At 60.0% G+C, this 14,855-nt stretch carries 13 protein-coding genes and 3 pseudogenes; 7 read left to right on the top strand and 9 right to left on the bottom strand.

Annotated features, from left to right (window positions below; genetic code table 11):
- Positions 1–8: 8 nt before the first annotated feature.
- From RHM58_RS03350 to mrcB, 3 genes and pseudogenes are all read right to left on the bottom strand, one after another.
- Positions 9–344, bottom strand: a complete 336-nt coding sequence (locus tag RHM58_RS03350; RefSeq protein ID WP_322269660.1) for a YqcC family protein — start codon at positions 342–344, stop codon at positions 9–11.
- Positions 344–1,082, bottom strand: a pseudogene (locus tag RHM58_RS03355) (tetratricopeptide repeat protein). The gene RHM58_RS03350 and the pseudogene RHM58_RS03355 overlap by 1 nt, the downstream one beginning before the upstream one ends.
- Positions 1,083–1,098: 16 nt before the next feature.
- Positions 1,099–3,421: pseudogene (mrcB, locus tag RHM58_RS03360) on the bottom strand (penicillin-binding protein 1B).
- A 117-nt stretch (positions 3,422–3,538) separates the two neighbouring features.
- Here mrcB and RHM58_RS03365 point away from each other — a divergent pair.
- The 4 genes from RHM58_RS03365 to RHM58_RS03380 all read left to right on the top strand — a co-directional run bounded on the left by RHM58_RS03365 (position 3,539) and on the right by RHM58_RS03380 (position 6,932).
- Positions 3,539–5,095 carry a bifunctional aminoglycoside phosphotransferase/ATP-binding protein gene (locus RHM58_RS03365; RefSeq protein WP_322269662.1) on the top strand — a complete coding sequence of 519 codons (1,557 nt, stop codon included), beginning with the start codon at positions 3,539–3,541 and terminating at the stop codon, positions 5,093–5,095.
- A 90-nt stretch (positions 5,096–5,185) separates the two neighbouring features.
- The gene (locus RHM58_RS03370; protein ID WP_201198018.1) at positions 5,186–5,530 is read left to right on the top strand and encodes a pentapeptide repeat-containing protein; all 345 of its coding nucleotides are present in this window, start codon (positions 5,186–5,188) and stop codon (positions 5,528–5,530) included.
- 312 nt (positions 5,531–5,842) lie between these two features.
- On the top strand, positions 5,843–6,115 hold the full coding sequence (locus tag RHM58_RS03375) for a TfoX/Sxy family protein (protein ID WP_007971093.1): 273 nt from the start codon (positions 5,843–5,845) through the stop codon (positions 6,113–6,115).
- Between the two features lie 16 nt (positions 6,116–6,131).
- Positions 6,132–6,932 carry a Crp/Fnr family transcriptional regulator gene (locus tag RHM58_RS03380; protein WP_201255800.1) on the top strand — a complete coding sequence of 267 codons (801 nt, stop codon included), beginning with the start codon at positions 6,132–6,134 and terminating at the stop codon, positions 6,930–6,932.
- A 223-nt stretch (positions 6,933–7,155) separates the two neighbouring features.
- On the opposite strand, the gene RHM58_RS03385 is transcribed toward RHM58_RS03380, so the two are convergent.
- Genes RHM58_RS03385 through RHM58_RS03400 form a run of 4 tightly spaced genes read right to left on the bottom strand, consistent with a single transcriptional unit; the run spans position 7,156 to position 10,699 of the window.
- Positions 7,156–8,004 carry a ChaN family lipoprotein gene (locus tag RHM58_RS03385; RefSeq protein ID WP_322269665.1) on the bottom strand — a complete coding sequence of 283 codons (849 nt, stop codon included), beginning with the start codon at positions 8,002–8,004 and terminating at the stop codon, positions 7,156–7,158.
- Positions 8,005–8,025: 21 nt separating this feature from the next.
- Entirely contained in the window at positions 8,026–8,793 is a 768-nt protein-coding gene (locus RHM58_RS03390) for a heme ABC transporter ATP-binding protein (RefSeq protein WP_322269666.1), read from the bottom strand.
- Positions 8,793–9,776, bottom strand: a complete 984-nt coding sequence (locus RHM58_RS03395) for a FecCD family ABC transporter permease (RefSeq protein WP_201205030.1) — start codon at positions 9,774–9,776, stop codon at positions 8,793–8,795. Before RHM58_RS03395 ends, RHM58_RS03390 begins: the two co-directional genes overlap by 1 nt.
- A 50-nt stretch (positions 9,777–9,826) precedes the next feature.
- The gene (locus RHM58_RS03400; protein ID WP_201198021.1) at positions 9,827–10,699 is read right to left on the bottom strand and encodes a heme/hemin ABC transporter substrate-binding protein; all 873 of its coding nucleotides are present in this window, start codon (positions 10,697–10,699) and stop codon (positions 9,827–9,829) included.
- Between the two features lie 164 nt (positions 10,700–10,863).
- On the opposite strand from RHM58_RS03400, the gene RHM58_RS03405 reads away from it, so the two are divergent.
- Positions 10,864–11,181, top strand: coding sequence for a Rieske (2Fe-2S) protein (locus RHM58_RS03405; protein ID WP_201198022.1), 318 nt, complete (start codon positions 10,864–10,866; stop codon positions 11,179–11,181).
- On the opposite strand, the gene sfsA is transcribed toward RHM58_RS03405, so the two are convergent.
- Both sfsA and RHM58_RS03415 read right to left on the bottom strand, forming a co-directional pair.
- Complete coding sequence (gene sfsA, locus RHM58_RS03410) at positions 11,178–11,891, bottom strand: DNA/RNA nuclease SfsA (RefSeq protein ID WP_201198023.1); 714 nt, start codon at positions 11,889–11,891, stop codon at positions 11,178–11,180. The genes RHM58_RS03405 and sfsA overlap by 4 nt on opposite strands.
- A pseudogene (locus RHM58_RS03415) lies at positions 11,891–13,065 on the bottom strand (pyridoxal phosphate-dependent aminotransferase). The gene sfsA and the pseudogene RHM58_RS03415 overlap by 1 nt, the downstream one beginning before the upstream one ends.
- 332 nt (positions 13,066–13,397) lie before the next feature.
- On the opposite strand from RHM58_RS03415, the gene dksA reads away from it, so the two are divergent.
- Both dksA and gluQRS read left to right on the top strand, forming a co-directional pair.
- Complete coding sequence (gene dksA / locus RHM58_RS03420) at positions 13,398–13,841, top strand: RNA polymerase-binding protein DksA (protein ID WP_008153293.1); 444 nt, start codon at positions 13,398–13,400, stop codon at positions 13,839–13,841.
- Between the two features lie 113 nt (positions 13,842–13,954).
- Positions 13,955–14,842, top strand: coding sequence for a tRNA glutamyl-Q(34) synthetase GluQRS (gene gluQRS / locus RHM58_RS03425; protein ID WP_322269668.1), 888 nt, complete (start codon positions 13,955–13,957; stop codon positions 14,840–14,842).
- Positions 14,843–14,855: the final 13 nt, after the last annotated feature.

A 14,855-nucleotide genomic window follows, 5' to 3' on the forward strand; every position in this document is an offset into this window, starting at 1 on the left:
GATCGGCATTAGCGGGAGGCAACGATCAGTTGATCGAACTCTTTGAGCAGGACCTGCAGATACCGATCCTTGCCCTGGATATTGCGGGAGGCAAAGACCATTTCGGCCATTTCCTGAATCCCTGACGCATTGGGCAACGGCAGATCCTGTTCGAGGATCACTTTCATGCGCGGCAAGAAGATCCATTGCAGCCATTGCTCAAAGTCCAGGGTGTCGACCGAGAACGGCTCGACACTGGACAGTGCTTCAGCACTGGGCGAGACCTCGTCCCACCAGCCCTGAATCCGCAGCTCACGTTCGATCAGCAGCAACTGCTCGGCAATTTTCGGGAAACGTGCATCCATCACAGCGCAACCTTGGCCTTCTGACGGGCCAGTGTGGCGCCAGCGGTATCACCCTGCTTTTCACGAGCTTGAGCGATCAGTTCCCACAGGTTGGCCTGCAGATCCGGACGGCCACTGGCAAAGGTCAGACCACGCACGAGCGAACTGCTCGGCTTGTGGTGCATCGCCTTGAGCCATACGCACCTGCGCCAGACGATAAAGCACTTGCGGCTCACGCGGAGCCACTCGCTGGGCGCGCTCCAGACTGGAGGACGCACCGTTGAGGTCGCCACTGGCCTGTTGCTGTTGAGCGGTAGTCAGCAGCGCCAGCACCGGACCATCCAGTTGCTCGTCGGCAGACAAGCCGCCACCGGTGCTTGCCGACGGAATCCCGCTCGGGGTCGATGGCATGCTGTAGCTGCCCTGATTGATTGGCGCGGACTGAACCGGCGAGGTATCAATCGGACCCGGCGTGATCGGGCCCGGCGTGATCGGCGAAGTGCTGATCGGGGCCGAAGTCACGGCGCCACCACCCGGTACCATCACCACTACGCCGCTATCACCTTGCGGGATGGCCTGGGGCTGACCTTGCACCGGACGTTTTACTGTCGTCTTGCGGAAACCGCCATTCGCCTGAATCCGCTCACTGTTAGATACAGCGCTGCCGGAGTCCACAACCGGAATCGAACCGCGCTGTACGGTGGAGCAACCGCTGAGCAAAGCCACGGCGGTAACCGCTGGAATCAACCACTTATTCACTTGAAACCCTCTTTGCTTAATTCATCCAGCCCTTGACCCAATCCATCACCGTTTCACCGGAAGCAGGGGCTTGACCACCACAAGCGGCGCCGGGAGGCGGTTCACTGCCGCGAATATACGGCATCTGCACCGCACCTGGGCAGTTGGCATCAGAGCCTTGCCCGGTGCGCGAATCTACCCAGGCCTGAACAATGTTGTCCGGCTGCGGCATGTCCAGCGGCAGCGGATCGGCCTTGCGCATGAAACTGGTCCAGACCTGCAACGCACCGGTAGCGCCGGTGAACGGTGTCTTGCCGTTATCGTCGCGACCCAGCCAGACCACCGCCAGCAGATCCTGACTGAAACCGGCGAACCAGCTGTCCCGCGAATCGTTACTGGTACCGGTCTTGCCCGCCAGCGTCAGGGTTTTGGGCAGCACGTTATAAACCGAGCTACCGGTACCTTCACGCATGACGCGCTGCATGGCGCTCTGGATCAGGAAAATAGAGGCCGGATCGAAACGCTGCTGAATCTGGAACGGATAACGTTTAAGTGGCTCGCCTTCGGCAGTCAGCACGCTGCGAATCCCGCGCATCGGCGTATTGAACCCGCCGTTGGCCAGGGTCTGATACATGGTTGCCACTTCCATCGGCGTCAGACCACCCGCGCCCAACAGCATCGACGGGAACGCCGGGAACTCTCGACTCACGCCCAGGCGCGCCAGGGTCTTGAGGACGTTCGGTACACCCAGCTCCAACCCGAGACGCGCAGTCGACAGGTTGTAGGAATGCGCCAACCCTTGATACAGGAACACCGTGCCGTGGGAACGTCGGTCATAATTCTGTGGTTTCCAGACCTGACCGTCTGCGCCTTTCACCGAGAAGGATTCATCCGATAGCCAACTGGTCAAGGTGTACTGGCTTGGTTTCTCAAGAGCAGTCAGATAAACCGCAGGCTTGATCAACGAGCCGATCGGGCGTACCGCATCCAAGGCACGGTTGAAACCGGCAAAACTCGCCTGACGGCTGCCGATCATGGCCTGGACTTCGCCGGTTTCCGGATTGGTCACGACCATGGCCGCTTCGACATCATCCGAACCTTTGCGCCCGGCCAGTCGTTTAAAGGTGTCGTTGACCGAGGCTTCGGCCTTCATCTGCAGGATCGGGTCGAAACTGGTGAAAATCCGCAGGCCTTCTTCGGTCAAGTCTTCGTCGCGATAGTCTTCACGCAACTGACGTTTAACCAGGTCGATAAAGCCCGGGAACGAGCTGTCGGCCAGTTTGCCGCGAGTCGTCACGCCCAGCGGCATGGCCTTCGCGGCAGCAACTTGTTCGGCAGTAGCAACGCCTTGTTGCTCAAGCACATCAAGCACCAGGTTACGCCGCTCAAGCGCCCGCTCCGGGTTGCGACGCGGGTTGTAATAGGACGGCCCCTTGACCATGCCCACCAGCAACGCGACTTGATGCAGTTTCAGTTCGGACAACGGCTGCCCGAAGAAGAACTGACTGGCCAGGCCGAAACCGTGCACCGCACGCTGGCCATCCTGACCGACGAACACTTCGTTGAGGTAAGCCTCAAGAATGTCCTGTTTGCTGTAATGCAGCTCAAGCAACATCGCCATCATGGCTTCGGTGAGTTTGCGGGTCAGGCTGCGTTCGCTGGTCAGGTAGAAGTTTTTGACCAACTGCTGCGTCAGCGTGCTGCCACCCTGGGTCATCTTGCCGCCAGAGGTGTTGACCCAAATAGCTCGGGCAATCGATTTGGGAGACACACCCCAGTGGCTGTAATAATCCCGATCTTCCACCGCGACCAGGGTGTCGAGCAGGTACGGCGGAACCTGATCGAGCTTGATCAGAATGCGGTCTTCGAGGTTTTTCGGGTAAATCCCGCCGATCATCAGCGGTTCCAGCCGCACCACAGAAAGCTTCGAACCGTTGGTCGCCGAGAGTTCGGCCACATAGTCACCGGAGAACCGCACCCGTACGGGCTGGGGCTTCTCCATACCTTCATAAAATTGGAAGCCACGGGTGTTCAAGTCGACGGTATTGCCGCTGACCGCTGCTGCGCCGGGACCGTTGCTCACAGCTTCGCGCCGGTAGCCCAAGGCGTCGAGTTCGGTGAGGAAGTCGTCCTTGCTCAGCTTCTGGCCGGTAAACAGCTCCAGCGGGCGCGCATACACCTTGGCCGGAATGGTCCAGCGCTTGCCGGAAAACTTCTCCTGAACGATGGCGTCCAGATAAACCGCGAACCCGGCAAGCACGACAAGGCCGACCAGGCTGAGTTTAAGGGCCCAGCCCAGCCAGGGGCGCAGGCCGCTGGACGGTGGTTTTTTTGCTGCGAGGGGATCGAGTACGAGTCATGGCGGCGGATTATACGCACTTTATTCATACTCAACAGGAGCCTGCCAAGGTTTGCGTCCGGCGGAGTTGCGGCCATAATGGCGACCTTGAATTTCCCCCGACTCTGAAGGATCGCCTGTGAGCCAGTCCCTGATCGCCGCCCTGCAAAACCCGGCCCTCTACCCGCATCCCGTCGATGGGTTCCAGGTTATCGAGACCCATATCTCCTGGGTCATCCTCACGGGTCCCTTTGCTTATAAAGTGAAGAAACCGGTGAACTTCGGCTTCCTCGACTTCACCAACCTCGATGCTCGCGAACATTTCTGCGGTGAAGAACTACGCCTGAACCAGCGTCTGACCAATGATTTGTATCTTGAAGTGTTGCCGATCACCGGCAGTGCCGAAGCCCCACAACTGGGCGGTGACGGCCCGGTTGTCGAATACGCTCTGAAAATGCGTCAGTTCCCGCAAAGCCAATTGCTCAGCACCCTGCAAGCCAACGGCGAACTGACCACCGCGCACATCGACGAGATGGCCGCGCAAATTGCGCAGTTCCACCTCACTGCGCCGAAAGTACCTGCCGAACACGAAGCAGGCACCCCGGACAGCGTCATGGCACCGGTACGCCAGAACTTCGAACAGATCCGCCCGTTCCTCAGCGACAAGGCTGATCTGTTGCAACTCGACGCCCTGCAAGCCTGGGCCGAAAGCAGCTTCGAGCGTCTGAAGCCGCTGTTTGCCCAACGCAAGGCCGACGGTTTCATTCGCGAATGCCACGGTGACATTCACCTGGGCAACGCCACCGTGATCGACGGCAAGGTCGTGATCTTCGACTGCATCGAGTTCAACGAGCCGTTCCGCTTCACCGACGTCTACGCTGACACCGGTTTCCTGGCAATGGACCTGGAAGACCGCGGCCTTAAGAGCCTGGCGCGCCGTTTCATCAGCCAGTACCTGGAACTGACCGGCGACTATCAGGGCCTTGAGCTGCTCAACTTCTATAAAGCCTACCGTGCACTGGTTCGCGCCAAGGTCAGCCTGTTCAGCATGCCGGCCGAGGCCGATCCGGTGCAGCGCGCCACCACCCTGCGCCAGTACCGCAACTACGCCAACCTGGCGGAAAGCTACAGCACCATTCCTTCGCGCTTCATGGCCATCACCCACGGCGTTTCCGCTGTCGGTAAAAGCCGTGTGGCCATGCGTCTGGTGGAAGCACTGGGTGCCATTCGCCTGCGTTCCGACGTAGAACGCAAACGTCTGTTCGGCGAGCAGACCGTGCCGAACGATCCACAGGCCGGCATTTATAGTGCTGACGCCAGCTCAGCGACCTACACCCGCCTGCATGAAATCGCTGACGTAATCCTGCGTGCCGGTTTCCCGGTGGTGATCGATGCCACCTACCTCAAGCGCAACCAGCGTGACGGCGCGGCAAAAATTGCTGAAGCGACCGGCGCACCCTTCCTGATTCTGGATTGCAACGCACCGCAAGCCGTAATCGAGAGCTGGCTGGCCCTGCGTCAGGCAGACAAAAAGGATCCGTCCGACGCCAATCTGGCCGTTATCGCCGACCAGCAAGCCACCCGCGAAGCGCTGACGCCGGCCGAGATTCTCTGCAGCAAGCGTGTTCAGACCAATGAGAGCGGGACCCTGGACGCTGTCGTGGCGCAGATTCGCCAGCGCCTGCCGGGCTTGTAAGAAATTTTTCAGCCGTGGAGCCTTCGCTGGCTTCACGGCTGTCAAATAGTGGCACTATACTGGCGTCATAAAACCAACAGGTGATTTGACATGAGCCAGCCGAAACTTCTCGACACCCCGCTTTATGCCTTGCTGCACAAAGACGACATCACAGGCTTCAACAAGCAACGCCCCCTCGATGGCCCGATTGACATGGTCAGCGGCGATTTCCGTGGTCTTGATCTGCGTGAGCTGAACGCCGATGGCATCGACTTCACCGATGCGTACTTCCGTTCCGCCGACTTGCGTGGCATCGACTTCCGCAATGCCTCGCTGGAAGGTGCAAGCCTGGCCCATGCGCAAATCTCCGGCGCCTACTTCCCAACAGAGCTGAGTGCCGACGAAATCCTGATGTCGATGAATTTCGGGACACGCCTGCGCTATCGCACCCGCTAACATCCGCATCGCCTACCTGACACGACACGCCCCCTGTGGGAGCGGGCTTGCTCGCGAAAGCGGTTTAACCTTCAACATTCATGTCGACTGACACTACGTCTTCGCGAACAAGTCGAATCGTCGCACCGCCGCTCCCCACAGTTATTTGCGCTGCCCTCCTCTACTGCATTCGCAGCCCCTTCGAACGCTTCAGGACCTTGCCTCTTAGAAGCGTTTGCGTCGAAACCGACCAAACAATCACGCTTTTCCTACTGATGGCTACACTCCTCAAAGGCTCGCCCACGCACCGTTCGGCCGTCGCAAGGAGGCTTGATGAATGATGAACTGCAACACCTGAAGAATCTTGGCAAGACGTCAGCGCAGTGGCTGCATGCCGTGGGCATCCACAGCGCCTCGGACTTGCGTCGCCTGGGGGCGGTGGATGCTTATCGGGCCGTGCGTACGCGTGGGTTCCGGGCGTCCAAGGTGTTGCTGTATGCAATTGAAGGCGCCCTGATGGACGTGCACTGGAACGACATCCCCGCTGAACGCAAGGAAGCGCTGAACAAACAACTGGAAGCCATTTCTTCACGCCACAAGAATTGAACAGGCGCCCATCGCCATGTACTTGCTCGGGGAACAACCGGCTTACGCCGACACACTGATCAATCGACTGCAAAACATTCCCGCCCGGTTGCTGAACGGTTTATCGCCCTGCGGCCCGGCGCTGGAGTTTTCGGCCGTCGACGACCTCGCCACGCTATTGCCCGGCAATCAGTTGTTCCTGTTGGACAACGGTTTGCTACATGGCTGCGTCGACAACCGAGCCTTGTTCTATTTGCATGAAGGCGATCTGGTCGGCCTGCGCCAAGGCGTTGAACTGCCACATTGCCGCTTGCGTAGCGATGGTCCGCTGTCCTTGATTCCCTACCTGCGATCCGAGGTTTTTCAGCACATCTATGCCGATTCGCAGCGTTCGGAGTTGTTCCTGCAATATCTGGTCGGCCAGACCGCCCTGCTATCCGACGCGGTTGCCCACCTGAAACAACCGGAATTTCGTAGCACCAACGGCTTTCAGCGCGTTGCCGCCGGCGAAGTACTGATTCAGCAGGGCGACGAGGCAGACCATGTATTCGTCATCATCGAAGGCCATGCCGAAGCGTTTGTCGACGGGCATAAAGTCGGCGATGTGCCCAAGGATGAGATTTTCGGTGCCATGGCGGTGTTCACTGGCGAGAAGCGCAACGCCAGTGTGATCACCAGCGAACCGAGCACGGTAATGTTGATTCCCAAGGATCAGTTTCTGAGCCTGACCCAAAGCAATCCGAAGATTTCCCACAGCCTGATCGAGAGCATGGCGCGGCGCATTGACTTGCTGAACAAGCAGATTACCCAGTTGAGTTCACTTAAAAATCCAGGCTAAACCCAACGATTACAGGGCCTGCTGGCTGATTGAAAATAAATGAGAAAACAGCGGTTGACTTGGTAATGAGAATCGCTATGATTATCACAACTGGTCGCGAGACTGGTCGATTTTCTGAAAAGCCCTTGGTTCGGACTCTCAGATTATCTCCTCATCAGGCTAATCACGGTTATTTGACCCGGCTCTTGCCGGGTCTTTTTTGCCTGTAGAAAAGTCGCCGACGCTACTTGCCCATCTGCTTACGCATCTCTTCGCAATAATCCGGTGCCGGCGTGGCGGGCGTGTACCAGACGTAATCAGCCATCGCCAACGTGACCTCACTGCCCTGCTGCGCCAGCATCAGCACGGTTGGCGCTTCGGGTTCGCCCAAATCCAGTATATGAAGCGGTACACCGACATCCTTGCGCGCATGATACGCACCGGCAAACAGCAGCGAAGGCTCGGGGGCGACACGTAAACGCTCAGCCATTCGCCGGTCACGTTGCTGCTGCACCGCCAGCATTGCTGGCATTTGGGATTTTGGAAGCAGTCCGCAATGGGAGCCGCTGATTTGCGCCAGTAACTCGTCCTTGACCGAAGGTGCGTTAGAACGCGAACCGCTCAACCCAGGCGGCTGGGCATAAAAGGCACGGACTTCGTTGTCACTCAGATTGGCCGCCAGCAGTGGATAAGGCTGTCCCAGGGCGAAACGCACTATCGGCCCATACAAATCCCAGTCCCAACCCGACTGCCAGGCCAACGCGCCAGGCAAGTCGATCGGCGGTGTTGAAGCATTGCGCACGTCATCGACGCGCAGTTGTTGATCCGGCGTGAGCATTTCCAACAGCAGACTGCCTTGGGGACGTCTCTGCCCCAGCGTCTGGAGCAGCCACAATTGCAGTTGATGGTGATCGCGATTGTCATGCTGCTCGCCGACGATCACCCGCTCAGGCTTGGCCAGCCGTGCGACCAATTCTGGTGCCGTCAGTGACTGGCCCGTGCGCAAGTCGCGAATCTGGCCCGTGATCGGCGGCGGCAACACATGCTGACAGGCACTCAGCACAAGTACAGTCAGCAGAAAAATCCCACGCATGCTCTCACCTCGATGAACGACTCAGCGGGCGATGATCAGCGGATGCCCACGCTCCGGGTGCGGCTGCACCAATACTTCCAGCCCGAACACCGCTTTGAGCGACTCCGGACGCAGCACCTGCTCTGGTGTATCCAGCGCCACCGGGCGCCCGCCTTCGAGCAGCAACAGACGATCACAATAACGCGCCGCCAGGTTCAGATCATGCAGGATCACCAACACCGCGGCACCGCGATCAGCAAACTCGCGCACAGCCTGCAACGTGGTGTGCTGATGCAGTGGATCGAGCATCGAGGTCGGCTCATCAAGCAGTAAGGTCTGCCCCGCCTCGCCGGGCCAGAGCTGCGCCAGCACCCGGGCCAGATGCACTCGCTGACGTTCGCCGCCGGACAGCGCCAGGTAACTGCGACCGCTCAAATGCCCGGCATCGGCGGCGCCCAACGCGGCGGCAACAATTTCGTCATCGCGCACCCGACCGCTTTGATAAGGCAAACGCCCCATGCCGACCACTTCCTCGACACGAAAGCCGAAGTCGAGGGTCGACACTTGCGGTAGTACCGCCAATCGCTGCGCTCGCTGGGCACCCGTGCAGTGGCTCAGCTCACGCTCATCGAGCCAGACGCGTCCTTCATCAGGACGCAATTCACCGCACAACGCGCCGAGCAAGGTGCTCTTGCCAGCACCGTTCGGCCCCAGCACACCGAGGACTTCACCCGGCTTGAGTTCCAGTGTGATGTCCGTCAGCACCGTTTTGCTGCCTCGGCGGATCTTCAGGTTTTCTGTGCGCAACATCAGGCACGCCTCCTGAGCAGCAGAATCAGAAAGAACGGCGCGCCAATGAACGCCGTGACAATACCAATCGGCAACTCGGCCGGCGCCAGGGCCAGTCTCGCCACCAGGTCAGCGAACAACAACAGACTCGCCCCCGCCAGCACCGAGGCCGGTAACAGCACCCGATGATCAGGACCGGCCAGCAGCCGCACCAGATGCGGCACCACCAGCCCGACAAACCCGATCATCCCTGCTGCCGCCACCGCCGCGCCGACACCCAGCGCGGTGCAGAACACCAGTTCACGCTTGAGCCCTTCGACATCAATGCCCAGGTGACCGGCCTCCGACTCGCCCAGCAACAATGCATTCAAGGCCTTGGCCCTGCGCGGCAACCACAGCGCCACACCAGCCGTCACCAGCAGCAATGGCCAGAGCCGCGAATAACTGGCGCCGTTGAGGCTGCCCAGGTTCCAGAAAGTCAGCGTGCGCAGGGTCGCATCGTCCGCCAGATAGGTGAACAAACCCACCGCCGAACCGGCCAGCGCCGTTAACGCAATACCGGCCAGCAGCATGGTCGCGACGTTGGTTTGCCCGTTACGCCGGCCGAGTCGATACACCAGCGCGGTCACGCCGAGCCCGCCAAGAAACGCGCACAACGACAAAAGATAAGGCCCGAAGGACTCGGGCAAGCCGCCAAACGCCGAACCACCGACAATCGCAATCGCCGCGCCCAGTGCGGCGCCGCTGGAAACACCGACCAGCCCCGGATCGGCCAATGGGTTGCGAAACAGACCCTGCATTGCCACGCCAGACAAGGCCAGCACACCGCCCACCGCCAAACCGAGCAGGGTTCGCGGCAGGCGAATCTGCCCAAGAATCAGTTCAGCCTGCTCCAGACCGTCCGGGGCAATCGGCACACCGATCAACCGCAGCGCCGCACGCAACGTGTCGAGCAACGGCAAGCTCACCGGCCCCAGCGCCAACGACAGCCAGATCGCCAGCAAACACAGCAGACTCAAGCCAATAAACAGTGTGCGGGGTTTAACCAAAGTGGTCATTGGTCACTCGCGCCGAGATATAAACCGTCAGACAACTTTTTCAGCGCCTCGGGCAACCGCGGTCCGAGCCCGCCCACCAGTAAAGTTGGATCGAGTTCCATCACGCGGCCGTCCTTCGCGGCACGGGTCGAGGACAAGATGGGGTTTTCCTTGAACAATGCTGCGCGGGCCGCATCGCCGGTCAGCGCACGGTCGGAGAACACCAGCACTTCAGGGTTCAGGCTGGCCAAGGACTCGTTGGAAAAAGGTTTATAACCGGTATGCGTCGCCAAGTTGTGGCCGCCGGCCTGTTGCAGCAACCAATCGGCGGCGGTGTCCTTGCCGGCGATCATTGGATTGCCGCCCGCATGGCCGAGCAACAACAGCACACCCGGCGATTTCTGTTTGAGCTGCGCCTCGGTGATCCGGAGCTTTTGCTGATCCAGTTTCTGTTGATACGCCAGGAATGCCTGGGTCGCCTGGTCTTCTGCGCCGAGCAACTTGCCCAGATGCTGCAAGTTGCCCTGCAAGGCAGGCAAATCCGGCTGAGCCGAGAACAATTCGACCTGAACACCGGCACTGCGAATCTGCGAAAGCACCGGCGGTGGACCCATTTCTTCGGTGCCGATGAGCATCTGCGGGCGTAAGCTCAAGATGCCTTCCGCCGACAATTGCCGCTGATAGCCAATGCTCGGCAGGGCCTTCAAAGAATCCGGATGCTGACTGGTGGTATCGACGCCCACCAGTTTTGACTCGCCACCCAAGGCACTCACCCACTCCGACAAGGCGCCACCGGCACTCACCCATCGCTGCGGCAGTTCGGCCGCTGCCGCCTGGTGGCTGACGATGAGTCCGACACACAAGGCGACAACGCGGGTACTCAGACGCATAAACGGCTTCCTTAAAGGGTTTTCCCGGGCATCAACCTGACAGGCCAAGTATCCTCGACATCCGGCAAGCGCCCCCATGGGTGGGCGGCCATTTGATAATTATTTGCATTTGCGCGTCAAGTCCGGACATATCCAGTCACGAACCGCGACACTTGAGGATAGACATGAAGTTTCTTTGCCAGGGCCTGGAGTTGGCCGATGCCAGCAGCCGCGGTTTCGACATCGACGGCCAGAAGCTCTTCGCCGTGCGCCGGGGTGGTCAGGTTTACGTCTACATCAACCGCTGCCCGCACCGTGGCGTGGGGCTGGAATGGAAACCCGACCAGTTTCTGGACCCCAGCAACAGCCTGATCCAGTGCGCCACCCACGGCGCACTGTTTCTTATCGAGGACGGCGAATGCGTCGCCGGCCCCTGCGCGGGGCAATCCCTGACCGTCGTTCCCAGCCGCGAAGACGCGCAAGGGATCTGGATCAGCCTTTAACCGTTGAGCAATACGTCCAGACGCCGGTCAACCAGCATCTCTTCGTGGCTGATACGCACGCCATAAGCCAGCACCTCAACGCCGCACGCCACCGCTTCACGCAACGCGGCGGCGTAGGCCGAATCGATTTCTTCTGCCGGACGCACGGCGTCGATGCCGCTGAGATTGACGCAATACAACTGCACCGCGCGAATCCCGTCCCGGGCCAGATGCGCCAGTTCCCGCAAATGCTTGGCCCCGCGCTGGGTCACCGCATCGGGAAACGCCGCCACTGGCGTACCGTCAAAGCCCAAAGTGACACTTTTGACTTCCACGTACGCCGGCCCGTTCGGGTAATCGAGACGGAAATCGATGCGGCTGTTTTCCTGCCCATAGGCCACTTCGCGTTTCAGCTCGGTAAAACCGTTCAACTCAGTGATCACGCCGGCACGCAACGCCTCTTCGATCAAGCCATTGGCTCGCCCGGTGTTCACGCAAAACAACCGCCCTTGCGGGGTTTCACCGATTTCCCAGGTGCCGGGTAATTTGCGCTTCGGGTCGTTGGAGCGGCTGAACCAGACCTGCCCGCCCTCGACCTGGCAATTGAGCATCGAGCCGGTGTTCGGGCAGTGAATCGTCAGCAACTCGCCGCTAACGGTTTCGATATCGGCGAGAAAACGCTTGTAACGACGGATCAGACGACCTTCTTCAAGGGGAGGATGAAAACGCATCAGCCTTGCCAGCTCTTCAAGCCGCGAGCGATCCGTTCCACCGCTTCCTGCAAGCGCGGCAGGCTTTGGGTGTAGGCAAACCGCACGTGATGCCCGGCCTGATAACGCCCGAAGTCCAGGCCCGGGGTAATCGCCACGTGCTCGGTTTCGAGGAAGTGTCGGCAGAACGCGAAGGCATCACCGCCGAACTGGCTGATATCGGCGTACAAGTAGAACGCGCCCTCAGGTTCCACGGCGATGCCAAAACCGAGCTCACGCAAGGCCGGCAAGAGGAAGTCGCGACGACGACCGAATTCCGCGCGGCGCTCTTCCAGAATGCTGATGGTCGCCGGTTCGAAGCAGGCCAACGCGGCGTACTGGGCCATGCTCGGGGCGCTGATGTAGAGGTTCTGGGCGAGCTTTTCCAGTTCGCCGACCGCTGCTTGCGGCGCCGACCAGCCAGCCGAGGCGCCAGCCGGTCATCGCCGAAATACTTGGAAAAACTGTTCAGGACAAAGGCGCTGTCATCGACTTCCAGCACGCTGGCCGCGTCGGTGCCGTAGGTCAGGCCGTGGTAGATCTCGTCCACCACCAGATGGCCGTGGCGCTGCTTGATCGCAGCCGACAGCCCGGCCAGCTCATCGCGGGTCAGGATGGTCCCGGTCGGATTGGCCGGCGAAGCCACCAGGGCGCCGACGCTGTCATGGTCCCAATGCCGCGCCACCAGGTCCGGGGTCAGCTGATAACGCACGTCCGGACCGACAGGAACAAGCTGCGCCGCGCCTTCCACCAGCCGCAGGAAGTGCCGGTTGCACGGGTAGCCCGGGTCCGCCAGCAGCCAGTGTTTGCCTGGGTCGACCAGCAAAGCGCTGGCCAGCAGCAACGCGCCGGAACCGCCCGGCGTCACCAGAATTCGCTGTGGATCGATGTTCAGCCCGTAACGCTGCTGATAAAAGCCCGAAATGGCCTCGCGCAGTTCGGGAATGCCCCGTGCCGCGGTGTAACGGGTCTTGCCCGCCGTCAGCGCAGCCTGGCCGGCCTGGATGATCGGCTCGGCGGTGGTGAAGTCCGGCTCGCCGATTTCCAGGTGGATCACGTCGTGACCGGCAGCCTGCAGTTCATTGGCCCGCGCCAGCAGCGCCATGACATGGAACGGTTCAATCGCACGACTGCGGGCACTGTAGGACTGAGCCATTAGCCTTCCTTCAACGGGTAAAAGAATCGATTCTACCCAACCACTGGAACGAGCGAGAACCTAAAGCGGTCAGAGCCGTTATAACTCTGGCCTGAACGACTCAAGCGTGCGCGCCAGGTTTGACTAAAATCAATATTTGATCAGGTCTCCATCACCACCAGACAAGGCTTTGCAATCATTTGCAAGCACCGCGGGTCACCCCCTCGACATCCGGGAGTAGCGCGGCCCGATTTGATCTGGTAAGTTCGCCCGCTTGCAGCCGCAGGGCCGGCAGGTGTCGGTGATGGAGCAATCCTGCGCAATGGATTACAAGAGTAGAGGCGGTCTATTTCATGTCCACCCAAGCAAAGCAACAACAAAACCAGTCGATCAGCGGCTTCGAACCCTACAAAGAAGTAAAGGGCGAAGAGTACATGGGCAAGCCCATGCGCGCTCACTTCACCAAGATCCTGAATAAGTGGAAACAGGACTTGATGCAGGAAGTCGACCGTACGGTTGATCACATGAAAGACGAAGCGGCCAACTTCCCTGACCCGGCAGATCGTGCCAGCCAGGAAGAAGAATTCAGCCTTGAATTGCGCGCCCGTGATCGTGAGCGCAAGTTGATCAAGAAGATCGACAAAACGCTGCAATTGATCGAAGACGAAGAATATGGCTGGTGCGAGTCCTGCGGCGTCGAGATTGGCGTCAAGCGACTGGAAGCCCGCCCTACCGCCGACATGTGCGTTGACTGCAAGACCCTGGCGGAAATCAAGGAAAAGCAAGTCGGCAAGTAATCTCGACTTGAACGAAAAACGGAGCGTGCGAACGCTCCGTTTTTGTTTCTGAAATTCGGCACAGCACCGAACCCTGTGGATCGCGCACGATCAGACGACGTACCATCGCCCTCATGAATGTCTCTCCCTACATCGGTCGCTTCGCCCCCACGCCCAGTGGCCACTTGCACTTCGGCTCGCTGGTCGCTGCGCTCGCTTCGTACCTCGACGCCCGCTCTGTAGGTGGCCGCTGGCTGATGCGCATGGAAGACCTCGACCCGCCTCGGGAAGAACCCGGCGCCCAAGCCGCGATCCTCAACGCGCTGGAACGCTATGGCTTCGAGTGGGATGGTGAACTGGTTCGTCAAAGCGACCGGCACGACGCCTATGCCGAAGTGCTCAATCGTCTGTTCAGTCATGGCCTGGCCTACGCTTGCACCTGTTCGCGCAAACAATTGGAGCCGTATCACGGCATCTATCCGGGCCTGTGCCGCAATGCCGGGCATGGCGCTGAAGACGCGGCCATCCGCCTGCGGGTGCCGGAGCTCGAATACCATTTCATCGACCGGGTGCAAGGCGAGTTCCGCCAGCACCTGGGTCGGGATGTCGGCGATTTCGTGATTCGCCGCCGCGACGGGCTCTATGCCTATCAACTGGCCGTGGTGCTCGATGATGCCTGGCAAGGCATCACCGACATCGTGCGCGGCGCCGACTTGCTCGACTCGACACCACGCCAGCTCTACCTGCAAGAACTGCTCGGCCTGCGGCAACCGCGTTACCTGCACGTGCCGCTGATTACTCAGCCGGACGGTAACAAGCTCGGCAAATCCTACCGTTCGCCGCCATTGACCGACGATCAGGCCACGCCACTGTTACTGCGGGCATTACGCGCACTGGGTCAAAATCCGGGCAGCGAACTGGCTTACGCCACGCCTCGGGAAGTACTGAATTGGGGCATCGCCCACTGGGATGCCGCAAAGATCCCGCGCACACTGACCCTGCCCGAAGCGCAACTGCAGTGATGGCACTTGCAGT

The organism is Pseudomonas sp. 10S4 (genome assembly GCF_034344865.1).
Taxonomy (GTDB): domain Bacteria; phylum Pseudomonadota; class Gammaproteobacteria; order Pseudomonadales; family Pseudomonadaceae; genus Aquipseudomonas.